The sequence below is a fragment of the Paraburkholderia sp. BR14374 genome (assembly GCF_040948685.1).
Taxonomy (GTDB): Bacteria; Pseudomonadota; Gammaproteobacteria; order Burkholderiales; family Burkholderiaceae; genus Paraburkholderia; species Paraburkholderia youngii.
In genome coordinates this window covers 1-11,778 of sequence record NZ_JBFPKF010000046.1, presented here as the reverse complement: position 1 = coordinate 11,778, position 11,778 = coordinate 1, and the positions used below count along the sequence as shown (strand labels likewise).

5 protein-coding genes and 7 pseudogenes are annotated in these 11,778 nt (G+C 56.7%); 4 read left to right on the top strand and 8 right to left on the bottom strand.

The genetic code is table 11. The features are described from left to right. Nucleotides 1–423: 423 nt before the first annotated feature. From AB3X86_RS36790 to AB3X86_RS36765, 6 genes and pseudogenes are all read right to left on the bottom strand, one after another. Nucleotides 424–2,056 (bottom strand): annotated as a pseudogene (locus AB3X86_RS36790) (phage integrase family protein). A 204-nt stretch (nucleotides 2,057–2,260) separates the two neighbouring features. After that, nucleotides 2,261–3,994 carry a carbamoyltransferase gene (locus AB3X86_RS36785; RefSeq protein ID WP_368587385.1) on the bottom strand — a complete coding sequence of 578 codons (1,734 nt, stop codon included), beginning with the start codon at nucleotides 3,992–3,994 and terminating at the stop codon, nucleotides 2,261–2,263. 239 nt (nucleotides 3,995–4,233) lie between these two features. Beyond that, a complete protein-coding gene (locus AB3X86_RS36780; protein WP_368599736.1) occupies nucleotides 4,234–4,518 on the bottom strand; it encodes a hypothetical protein in 285 nt (94 codons plus the stop codon). Between the two features lie 430 nt (nucleotides 4,519–4,948). Continuing rightward, nucleotides 4,949–6,275 (bottom strand): annotated as a pseudogene (locus tag AB3X86_RS36775) (IS4 family transposase). A 380-nt stretch (nucleotides 6,276–6,655) separates the two neighbouring features. Beyond that, nucleotides 6,656–7,097 (bottom strand): annotated as a pseudogene (locus AB3X86_RS36770) (IS110 family transposase); the annotation flags it as partial. Nucleotides 7,098–7,202: 105 nt separating this feature from the next. Beyond that, nucleotides 7,203–7,349, bottom strand: a pseudogene (locus AB3X86_RS36765) (IS6 family transposase); the annotation flags it as partial. A 745-nt stretch (nucleotides 7,350–8,094) separates the two neighbouring features. Here AB3X86_RS36765 and AB3X86_RS36760 point away from each other — a divergent pair. The 4 genes and pseudogenes from AB3X86_RS36760 to AB3X86_RS36745 all read left to right on the top strand — a co-directional run. After that, nucleotides 8,095–8,515 (top strand): annotated as a pseudogene (locus AB3X86_RS36760) (IS6 family transposase); the annotation flags it as partial. 390 nt (nucleotides 8,516–8,905) lie between these two features. Continuing rightward, nucleotides 8,906–9,088 (top strand): annotated as a pseudogene (locus tag AB3X86_RS36755) (DDE-type integrase/transposase/recombinase); the annotation flags it as partial. 172 nt (nucleotides 9,089–9,260) lie between these two features. Next, nucleotides 9,261–9,839, top strand: coding sequence for a hypothetical protein (locus AB3X86_RS36750; protein WP_368587387.1), 579 nt, complete (start codon nucleotides 9,261–9,263; stop codon nucleotides 9,837–9,839). Nucleotides 9,840–10,031: 192 nt separating this feature from the next. Further along, complete coding sequence (locus AB3X86_RS36745; RefSeq protein ID WP_368599735.1) at nucleotides 10,032–10,955, top strand: hypothetical protein; 924 nt, start codon at nucleotides 10,032–10,034, stop codon at nucleotides 10,953–10,955. 359 nt (nucleotides 10,956–11,314) lie between these two features. Here the strand turns inward: AB3X86_RS36745 and AB3X86_RS36740 are convergent. Together AB3X86_RS36740 and AB3X86_RS36735 are read right to left on the bottom strand one after the other, a co-directional pair. Further along, nucleotides 11,315–11,516, bottom strand: a pseudogene (locus tag AB3X86_RS36740) (IS6 family transposase); the annotation flags it as partial. An 82-nt stretch (nucleotides 11,517–11,598) separates the two neighbouring features. Continuing rightward, nucleotides 11,599–11,778, bottom strand: a 180-nt coding sequence (locus AB3X86_RS36735) for a hypothetical protein (protein WP_368599734.1), incomplete at its 5' end; no start/stop codon positions are given.

Sequence of the window (11,778 nt, the reverse complement as noted above, 5' to 3'; positions counted from 1 at the left end):
ATGCCGGGCTATGCGACCGGCCGCTTCTTTTTGCCATCTTTGGGTTCCTTTTGCTGGTCCCTATGACCAGCTCAGGCCCCGACCGTTCCACTTACCGACCTTGTCCGAAATTCCGGCGCCACCTCTGTTTGCCTTCGTTGAACGCAAGCCCGCAAGATTCGTGTGGGAGACCGGCGCAGTGTCATCGCCGGTCGCTGAGCGTCGCCGTCGTTCAGGCGCTAACGAAAGCAGTGAAGTCAATGCCTTGCGCGTTGGCGATCGTACTCGCTCTGGCGCTTGAAAAATTTCTCGCCTCAGCGGTCTTGGACCTGAGGATTGAAAGTGGCACGGCCATTGGGATGCCAACGAAATCATTCGCTTGTAGGGGTTATAAGCTGGAACCGCCGATTTTTTCGAAATTCTTCGAATTCAATAGGTTAGCGGCTATTTTCGGGCGGCAAAGGCCTGATCCATATCCCTCGCACGCTGGATTTCGTCGCCGTGCAGGTACATCGATGTCGTCGCGATCGATGCATGGCGCAGGTTGTCGCGCACGCTGGTCAGTTTGGCCCCGCTAGCGAGCGCGTGGCTCGCGTGACTGTGGCGCATCCAGTGCGGACTCGCGCGGCGCAATTTTTCGGCAGCTACCGGATGATCGGCCTCGATCACGTCGGCTGCCTGTGCGAAGAAGCGGCGCATGACGCGCCCCAGACGCGAACCCGCGATACCCGCGTCGCCGTCTTCGCCCAGACTCGCGACCAGTGATGTCTTCGGGTTGCAGCGTTGTGGCGTGACAGGCAGGCGTCGCTGTGCAAGGTACTGATCGAGCGCAGTACGCGCGAGCGGCGGCAGTGCCACCTTGCCGGGCTTGCTGCCCTTGCCGACCAGATGCAGCCAGTGATCACCGTGCCCGTCCACGCGGATGCTGCCGAGCTCGGCGCCGACCAGTTCGCTCGCGCGCAGACCCGTCGCGTAGCCGAAGTCAAGCAGGAAGCGCAGCCGCTGCGCCGCTGGCTCCGACCAGCCATAGGACCATTCGAGGCCGTCGGCAATCGCGCGGACCTGCAGCCACTCACCCTCGGTGAAACCGCGCGTCGTGTCCAGCGCTGGCTGCGAGGCGTGGCCTCGGACCTTGACGCCGGAAAACGGATTGGCGAGCACGTTACGCTGCTCGATCAGCCAGCGAAACAGCGCCGAGAGCACCGTCAGTGCGTAGGCTGCTGAGCGCGCTGACAGGGCGCCCGTAAAGGGGCGCCATTCGACGGAATCGCGCGGCCGCGGCGGCCCGACCCAGCGCTCGCGCGGCGTCGGACGTCTCACGAACGCCCGGTAGGCGATCGCGTCGTCGGTTGTCAGTGACGACAGCGCCCGCCCGCGTTCGACGATCGCCCACAGGATCAGCCGCTCGGCCTCCTTGCGATAGGCGCGCTGCGTCGTCGCTGTTTCGCAGCGCAAGCCACGCCTGTACCGCCTCGTAATCGTTCGTCACGTTCAGCGTGCAGGCATTACGCGGCGCCCGGAAACTGCCCTGCGAGCCATCGACCTCGTGCGGCAGGCGCAACTCTTCCCACGGCACGATGCTGCGTGGCTGGGTGACCGCGACCAGTGCGCGGGCGCGCTCGGTCAACAGCGGATGCTCGGCGAAGAATGCTTCGACTTGCCGAGCCCCCATCGCGCCGAGCCCCTCGATCGTTCGCCACCATCCGCGCCGTCGCCGGATGCGTACGGTCAGTTCCGAGAGCGTATGGATGCCGTGTGCACGCAGGGCATTCGCGGTCCGGGGTGCGAGCCACCATTCAATGTCGTCGCTGATCTGGGGCTGTGGCGCAGTCAACGAGGGCAACGTCCTGAGCGCGTGTTCAACTGCCTTGGCTCGCCCCTGCCGCTCTTGGCGCGTGTGCTGGAATACCGCCGCCAGATCCAGTCGATGGCGGCTTTCGGCGAACGCAATGAGCTGCCGGCGGATGCGGCCGAGCATGCCACGTGCGGACTGGCCCGGCGCCTTAAGGCCAGGCAGGTAGCGCAGGACGGTTGCACGTGAACTGAGGCCTGCATACCAGCCACGCAGCGCGGCCAGCGCATCGGCATCCGGGAACCCCCGGGTTCGGCAGGCGTCGCGAGCCGGGCTCGGGCATTACACGTTTCGCAACGAGAACCCGATCGACATCGCAGCCATGCTTGCGGGTCTCGACCTTCTCTAACCACCTGAAATCAAAGGACTTCCAAAATTTCGGCGATTCCGGCTTACAACCCCATGTACGGCCAGGTCTCAGGGCAGATGTCAGGTGTAACCTGGGTTTTTCTCAACGAGGTAGTTGCCAAGCACGAGGTAGTCGATGTCGGTCTTCAAAAATGTATTAATGGCGTCCTGAGGGCTGCACACAATCGGCTCCGAGTCGTTGAAGGAAGTGTTTAGCAGCAGCGGAACGCCTGTGAGTGCCTCGAACTCAGAAATCAAGCGGTAGTACTCAGGGTTATCCTCCCGATAAACCGTCTGCGCACGTACAGTTTGGTCAAAATGAACGACCGCCGGGATCGCACCCGCCTTTTCGGGGTGGACCACTGACGTCGTAAGCATGTACTTTCCTGCATTCACGTCGGTACTTCCGATGAACCATTCCTCTGCACGTTCTCCGAGAATGCTTGGACAGAACGGACGGTAAAGTTCGCGATGCTTCACCTTGACGTTCATCAATTCGCGGATGTCTTTGTTGCGTGGATCTGCTAGCAAGCTACGCGCACCAAGCGCACGCGGCCCCCACTCCATCCCACCACTGAACCAACCGACAATGTTGCCATCAGCGATAAGCTGCGCGGCTTTCCCCGCAACTTCCACCTTGTTGTAGTTCAGGTTCGTGCGAGAAAGCACCGCCTCGATTTCATCGTCAGTGTAGCTCGGGCCGAGGTAGGCGTTCGTAAACACATAGTCCCGCGGCCGACCAAGCATTTGATTCCAAATCAGGAATGCAGCCCCCATCGCGGTGCCAGCATCGTTGGAGGCCGGCTGAATAAAGATATTGTCGAACAGCTTCTCACGCACAATCGCGCCATTAGCTGCACAATTTAGCGCGACGCCCCCGGCCATGCACAAGTTGCGATGGGTTTGATAATCGAAACGACGCAGGATTTCTACGAGCACCTGTTCGGTCAGCAACTGCAGGCCAGCTGCGACATTCACGTAGGCCTGCCAGTTCTCGACGTTGAAGTCCACAGGTTCATAGCGCCTTGGCAGGCCGAAAAGCGTCTCCAACGGAGAAAAGTCTGGCGATTCATGACGCAGCACGGCCAGATCGACGCTCATGTTTTGCTTGCTAGTCACAATCTTCGCAAATAGGTCAATGGTTTTGGTAGCGTCGCCATAGGCGGCGAGACCCATGACCTTGGACGCATCGTACTGGCTAAAGCCAAGATATTTTGACAGCTTCTCCCACACAAACCCGAGTGAATTCGGAAAAATAAAATCGTGCACTTTGCGCAGTTGCGTGCCCTCTCCGTAGTACAGCGAAGTACTCGCCCATTCCCCGATTCCGTCAATCACGAGCACCGCGGCCTTATCGAACTGCGACACGTGGAAGGCGCTTGCGGCGTGGCAATCGTGGTGCGGCAGAAAGTGGAAGGTCCCCCTGAATCCGGCGTTCTCAATCAGTTGCCTGCGCGCGGACAGCACCCCATCAATGAAGTCCAGCCCCCCTTCGATTGTCTGGTAGCTATCCTTCTCCAGCGGCCACACGTGAGGCGTGTCGTTCGTATCCCGCCATTGTGCCACACCCTCTTGAAGAATTTCAGGGCTGAAGGAGTAACCGAGGTGCTCACAGTCGGCAAGCGTGATGCCCGCAGCCTCGAGACACTTATTGATCGCGAGCCATGGCAACTCGCCCGTCGTCCCGGGACTGGCGAGTTTCCCATGCTTGATGCGATTTAGACGCTCCTCTTCGATCGCCATTACGACTTGCCCATCCTTGATAAGACAAGCGGCAGATTCGTGGTAAGCGGCGTTAATACCAAGTACATACATCTTGGAATCCTTTAAGGTTGAGGCTACTTCAATACTTCACTGACCAGTATCTCGACGATGCATTGATTACCGGAACAGTGCCTAGCACCACATCCAGCGTTCGTTTAGAGGAAATCGCTCGTCAAAATCTCTGCTGTTGCTTCCTCGCTGGTGCCAGAGAAAAATTCCCTGGTCATGGATGACGAGTGGTCAACTGAAATTTTCTTGTAAAAACGCAATTTCGAAAAAAACTGGAAAAATCAAGTACATTTTGTCGGCTGACCAGTTTTTTCATCGATTTCCTCATAAGTAAGCTCGCTGCGCCTTATCATTGTCGGCGTGGATGGTCTGACACCGGGTCGCGTAGACAATGAGCGAAGATCGAACTTCTCGTTCAAATCGACCACCATCGTATATCGCGGGCCGGCTTCGCGATTGATCGCAGCATGTGTCCCATGTACATGCAGAAACCCGATGTCTTCCGCTTCCATTCGAAAGACATCGGACGACTCCGAGTGCAATGCAGTTGGATTCGTCTTGAGCATGACGTGGGACTCGCGTGAACTTGCGTCCAGCCTCGCCGAACTCCACCATATCCCGGTTCGGGAATGGCATGCCCGCGTGAATTTTCATCACACGTACCATACGAATTGCAGAAGGCTCGAAGAGAACGTTGAGCAGTTCATCGAGATAAGTCAGTTGCACACCGAGCGACGTAGACCCTGCATCTTTGTTTCCCGCATTGAGCCTCGTATCGTTTACCTCCGAACAAGGGTTTCTTAGATTGTATGTATGGAATGTGCCAACTCGAAACTCCGAATACACTTCCGGTGCGGGAGGATGTTGTTCTAACAGTGCTAGGTCCTTGGCCAGTCGTTGCTCGTCAAACGCAACCTTACCTAGAAGTGCCGATATCATATGTATCCCGTGAATTTGCCATATAGGTCGTCAAGCCATATCTTCGACAACGGAGTTCTAATAGCGACGGCGTCCTGGCCCGTCTCGATATACAGAAGTGTCGTACCCGTCACGCAGGATCTGGATGGTGATCACCGCATCCATGACACGCTGCATGCCAATCCACAGTATCTTCGCGCCGGGTTCACCATCGCCCTTGCGCCCGAGGAATCCGCCCAGTGACGCGATCATCCGTATCATCTGGTTAAGCGTCGGTGGCTTTTTCGGGCGGGGTTTCTTTGAGAGCACGTGAGCGCCGTGTATCTCGTCAGCCTCAAATAACAGCGAAGCATCCAGGTCCGGGCTGGTCCTGCCCAGCCGCATGAGCCGTGCGATACGCCAGGACACCACCATATACAGTACAAGCGCCTTCTCCACGCGCTCCATCTGCGAGAGCTGCAACGTTTCAACCCGGCAGGCGTTCTTGAACACATTGAAGAACATCTCGATCTCCCACCTCGCGCGGTACCTGTCGATCAGTTCGGTGAGGGCATGTGCATTCGGCACTTCGCGGTTGCTCAGCAGGCGCCAGACGACGGGCTTCACGCCAGTGGGCGCATCCACTTCACATGCCTCAATGCAGCTCAGTTCGACGCCGCCGCGCCCGGGTAACTTCACGCGCTGTGCTCGCAGTTCCTGCTTCACTTCACGCGCCTTCTGGCGACCCCGCCCGGGCAGCACGAAGCTGACATGACCGAGCACCTCGCTCGCGTGTACCGTCTCCCACGGTTTTGCTTCGCCCTTGAGTGCCCAATTGTGCTGGGAGCGGATCAGCCAGTCAGCCGCTTCGCCCAACTCCTGCGCACGCTGCATGAGCGCGGCGATATCACCTTCGCGATCGGCCACATATACCAGCCGCGTGCCCGGCATGGCCGCCGCCTGCTGCGCCACGATCTCCTTTAACGTTCTATCCATCGTACGCTTTCGCAGACGCCGCCACGCCGGCCGTTATCGTCGCGCGGCGCGCGCCCACATCCAGGCGTTCATGACACCCAGCGCCTCGCGATCCGGTGTGACCGCATATGTAGCGTGAAGGTACATGCCTACCTGCGCTTCATAACTGAGCGGGCCGGCGCCCTCGATATCCTGCCCGTTGACGTTCAGCTCGGTCGTGTCAGCCACGCACAGGACTACCGGTAACTCGCCCATGCGCACAGCGGTGCGATCCCAGTGCGGGTGCATCATGTCGCGCCAGTCAATGTGACTCATTACCCAGAAACCGGTATGCCGCCATGGTCTCGGCCCAGCCCTCACAGGCACCCGGAATACTCGCCGTGGGACGCGCGGCGAACCGCTTCAGCAGTTCCTTCGCACGACGATCCCGCCTCGGGTCGCCCAGATCCAGTGTTTCAAATTCCTCGTCCACCCATGACCCCGGCTCATTACGAATCCGCATTCGAAAAGTCGAGAGTAAGCGCGAAATTCTGGCAAACCCCGGTCACGCCGGTGCATCGCTCAATGCGCTTTAGGATAAACGGCTGCTACTGCGCTACTTCTGTATAACGAGATGGTCCTAGCCGTCGCATCACCTGATGATTTAGGTGGCAGGTACCAGTTGCTCAATATTGTAGACCGCTTTTTCAATATCATTGAAGAAATCACACCCGATCAGGAACATTCTCTCAGAGGCCGACAGCCCTTTTTCCTTGTCGTTCCCGGACAAGTCAATACGAACCGCCGGGTTCTGTCGCGATAAGGATGACGGGCAGAGCATGCTCGCATATGTACCTCGCCGTATTCCGTCAGTCCTCGAAGGTTATTGATCTGCATCGTTCGGAACTTGAGCAGTTGCTGCCTCATCCGGTGCAGCCCAAGCATCGCTTGCTGCATCTCGGTTTTTACCGCTACCGGCTTGCCTGGCTGCTGTACTGCCAGCCAGATCGCCCGGGCCTCCGCCGCATCGTTCTTATTTCGGATGTTGAACGCCTTCACAAACTCCCCCCGGCATCAGCTTCACCTCGTGGCCCATCGTCGTCAGTTGCCGAGCCCAGTGGTGCGCACCACCGCACGCTTCCATCCCGATCAGGCACGGCGTAAGGTTCGCGAAGTGTTCGAGGAACTTTGCTCGCTTGATCGGCTTGTTCAAGATCTCGCCGGTTTCCTGATCGATGTAATGCAACTGGAACACGTTTTTCGCGATGTCCATACCGACTGCTGTACGATTCATCACTGGATCCTCCGGTCGCCTTGGAAAGCTTCCTATTTGCCACTTGGGCACATCGATGCCGTTGACCCGTGAAGATCGGTCACGGGGTGGGACGCGTTCATTTCATTCTTCGAGGTTACGGAGGCTCAATGAGTACGCCACGTACCACCGGACGCACAGCAGGATCACGTCCAGCGGGTAGTGCAGCCGCTTCAATACCTTGCCAATGCCGGCGGGCAGCATCTTGCTCGGCGTCTTCGTCTTTGCCATCATGCTTGTCATACGTTGTGGTCGACGATTTTACTTGACCGCGCTAATGCGACAAAACCCCGCCAACTCCGGTGCTGTTAAAAACCTTAGAACTGGGCGATATTAGAAACTCGAATGGATATCGAAAAAACAATTGATATCCATTCGATTCGCGATTGGTGGTACGTTGGTAGCAAATGTCGTGCGGCCCGTAGTGTTTTGATTTTTGGTTGTGCGCGCACAAAGTCTTTCTTGATCGGTAGCTTGGCTGGGGTGAGGCATCTGCGGGCGGCAATCGTGATCTGAAGCGGCGCGCTCAGCTTATTCTCGGAGATGGCGTGGACTTGACGTGCATGCGAACGCTTGCCCGCTCTGGCGGGTATGGGGGAAATCGCGACATCAGCAACAAGGGGTCTATGTTCGTGAGTCGCCGGGAACTTGTCAACGCACTAGCCTTTCGATAGTGTTCGCGAACCCGCATTTCAGTGGTCGGCATTGACTTCGATGCTTATCGTGACTGGTGTCGTCGTAACGGCGGCGCGCTTGGCCAGATGCCCCCGGTCTTGGCTGGGAGATTGAGATGTCGCATTGTATTCCTTTGGTGCGCCTGGATCATGGGGCGAATAAGCGCTCAACCTTATCAAAAGTGTCTAGTGTTATTGTCGGTAGTGGTACGCTAGCCATTAAGTGTGCTCAGCTAGCCAAAGAAAAGGGGCATGTGATCCGCGGGCTCTGTTAGGGTGACGCAGGAGCGGGGTAGAATGAAGCGATGAAGAAAAGAAAGTCGCTTTATCACGGTCACCGCTTTCCCTGCCATCGTCATCAGCTGCGCGGTTCGCTGGCATTTCCGATTCAGCCTGAGCCTGCGCGATACCGAGGAGTTGTTGCTCGAGCGTGGTGTCGTCGTCACGTACGAAACAATCCGTTGCTGGTGCGACAAGTTCGGCGCTGAATTCGCCCAGCGTGCAAAGACGGCGCGGGGCAACACATGGCATCTGGATGAGATGTTCGTGTCGCGGGGAGCCGTATCTGCTGTGGCGCGCGGTCGATGAGCATGGCACTGAACTCGACGTTCTGGTGCAAAAACGACGCGACAAGGCCGCAGCCAAGCGCTTCTTCCAGTGAGTGCTGCGATCAAACCGGTGCCGCGCAGGATCGTCACTGACCAGCTACGCAGCTATCCGGCAGCACTTTGCTTTACCCAGACATCGAATGAAAGCGGCAAGTCACCGTGCCGCACTTTCGGAACCATTCGCCACATGGTACGGTTGGACTGGAACTGCCTCAATCGGTAAGGCTATTTAATAAGGATAACTACCGTTACCAATACCGGTACGCGTACAGTCTACGTTCGTTAACTTGACAAAGCTAGGAAACTGGGACTGTTTAATGGTTACCGGGTTCCATAAACCTTGACATGAAGCAGACAGGAAAGCCGTGTGCGGGAAAAAACCGCATGCACGGTTTGACGTGGCGGGAGTTGGAAACGTGACTATGGCAGCCGGACTGAGGACCACCGCGAAAGCGGTGGAGAGACCACCGGAGCCTACCGTGTGCGCGCCAGTTCTCGACCCTACCCTCTCGAACAGGATCATCGGGCGATCAAGCGCCGAACTCGACCGATGCTTGGGTTCAAAAGGTTTCGTTGTGCCCGCATCCTGTTGGGCGGCATCGAAGTTATGCACATGATCGTCAAGGGGCAGATGGACGATGGCGGCGTTGGTCAAACTCCCGCACAGCAATTCTATTCAGTGGCTGGATAAGGGATCCATACCATATCGGACTTGGCCGACCTCTCGCTCTTACTGCGACAGAACCCGCTTTTTGGGCGGTTATTCGCGATCTCGAGAATTTATGCATGCCTTGGTCACAACAAGTCGCATTTACGCGGCTTGATCAGCGTAGCCTTAACCCAAACCAAGAGAGGAATCTTCCGTGGCATCAAAGAAGATATTAATTCTGCTCATAGCTGCTTGGCTGGACGTTTATAACGGCCCCGTCAGCGCGCAGACGCTTAACACCCGGTTCTTGGGTTGGATCGGCAAAAGCCAGCACGGCTACTCCTTGGACGGATCGGACTGGCACTATTGTTTCGGTGGCTCTGGAGGAAGCTGTGGAACCGTGGCGTTAACGACAGGCCATTCGTCATGCCACACCACCAGCTTTAACATCGGTGCGCAGTGGGGAATGCCGATAAAAATCGGCGAAATGGCGATCGATGTCGGGATCAATAAGTCATGGACTGCATGCAATATTCGTAGCGAAACGGTCACTTGTGGCCCTAACCCGGGCTGGAAGGGCCGCGCAGTCATCAACTTCAGCGAACGATGGGGGAAAGTCCACGTGATCGGAGCGGATAACTACCTCACCTTGCAGTCAAGCTGCCCAGCGGGATGGCGTTCCGATTGGATGGGGGGGGAGAGTTGGCGTTGCACATACGTCGGTGGCGCATATGATCGTGAAGGATATTTGCCAGAGTGGCGTGGCAGTAGCTGCAACTATCAGCGCATTTAGTTACTCAGATCGCGATTCGCCTCGTTCATTGGCTTGAGACAGCGGAGTGTCTTTGGTGTCGCCACGATACCGCCAAGAGCGAGGCGTGCACTGTATCAGACGGCTGACGTTCCTTATCTACAAATAAAACTTATGTCCTTCAATATAAATTTAACTTCACGGCGTCGAGTCCATCTAGCCATAGTTGGATGCTTGCTGATGGTGGTGGCAGGGTACCTCTTATTTCTCGCCGCGCCCACGGTAAGTTCGGAGCAAGCGAAGCGCGCATACAAGCCCACAGACTTGAGGTCTTCCGAAGCCACCGCGACAAGCAGCAAAGAGGGAATTGCGTGGCCCGATGGCATTAATGCCGGCGGGAGTTTGGCCACCGATGACAAGCCCTCTGGAGCGGCATCCAATGATACACCTGTACAAATTGACGCGAGCCTTCGTGCGATCTTTCAGAAGATCGTGAATCGCGGCAACATGTCTCAGAATGAGCTGGATGAGTTTCGGGCTCGGCTGCAGATTGCTTTGGAAAATGACCCCGAGGTCGCAAAGCTTGTGACTCAGTTCTATCACGACATGCCTGCCGAACAGGGCATGGAGCGAGATATTCTTCGATCCATCCTAGTTGATTCTGCAATTGGCAGAGACATAGTCTTGCAAGAAGCAAATGCCATTTGGGAGGGCAGAAACGAATCCAAATATGCCGAGATGTATGAGACTTACTTCAACATGCCAAGTCAAACGCCTCAAGAGGTCTTCAGTAAGGCGCTGAGCGATTTGAGGAACGATGCCACGACCGATGAGAGGACCGCTGTCGCGCGACTGAATCTCATCGGCACTCTTGAGGAACCAAGCATTCTCGATGCCGCGAACTTAAGAAGTGAGGCCGTGCAGACATTGAACCAGATAGCGGACGGCCACGATAGTGAGTTGATACGTGCACTCGCTGTACAAAAACTCTTTCGGCTGAATTCCCCGGGGGAAGCTGCGAATATCGCTATCGGCCAGCTTTCCAAAGGTGCCTATCCGGACTTGGTTCGTGAAACGCTGAATTCCGTCAGCAGCGGTGATGTCGAGCTTACGCCGAACTTGCGCACAGCTTTGACCATGGCTGTTAAACGTCCGTAGATGGCGTCTGTCAAACGAAGAAAAGTTGGTACGAAATTGCACAAATGTTGAGACTTCCCTGGTTCGACGATCGACTCCGACGAAGTGGGCCTTGCGTGGCGCCGGTTTCCCGTCGGCGCGAGTCAAGCAAGTTGTCGCCTCGGTCATGCGGCCAATGGCTCTATATCAGTCGAGTGCGTATGTGTTTTAACGATGCAGTCGCGCTCGGGATTCAGTGTTACTGCGCCGACAGGCGTCCAGGTCCTGGTGGCGCCGGACCAGCGCCGCGGATTTCGTTCGCGGGCCTGTAGATACGGCTTTGTCAAGTTAACGAATGTAGAATGTACGCGTACCGGTATTGGTAACGGTAGTTATCCTTATTAAATAGCCTTACCGATTGAGGCAGTTCCAATCCAACCGTACCATGTGGCGAAGGCACGGTGACTTTCCGCAAAGTGCTGCCGGATCGGGCCGAACCGTGAGAGAAACGCCTGAGTGCGACGCGCATTGCGAAATGCCGAGCATCTGGCGTTCGCGTCTGCGGGTCGGCTGGTGGCTATTCTCGGCGCGGTTATTCACGCGTGCAACCGCCTTGACGAAAACGTGCTTCACGTGAGCGAGCTCTGGAATCGTGGACTTCACTGCCGGATAGCTGCGTAGCTGGTTAGTGACGATCCTGCGCGGCACCGGTTTGATCGCAGCACTCGCTGGAAGAAGTGAACCGCCCCGGGATTTCCGGAGGCTCCACTTCTTGAGAAAATGGAGCTATGGAAAACACGAAGAAGAAGTGCCCAAGGTACTCGCCTGAAGTTCGTGAGCGGGCTGTGCGAATGGTTCTGGAACA

Bases quoted from the DNA above. Each gene is read 5' to 3' on its own strand.
- AB3X86_RS36785 (WP_368587385.1), bottom strand. From the start codon at position 3,994: ATGTATGTACTTGGTATTAACGCCGCTTACCACGAATCTGCCGCTTGT.
- AB3X86_RS36780 (WP_368599736.1), bottom strand. From the start codon at position 4,518: ATGCTCAAGACGAATCCAACTGCATTGCACTCGGAGTCGTCCGATGTC.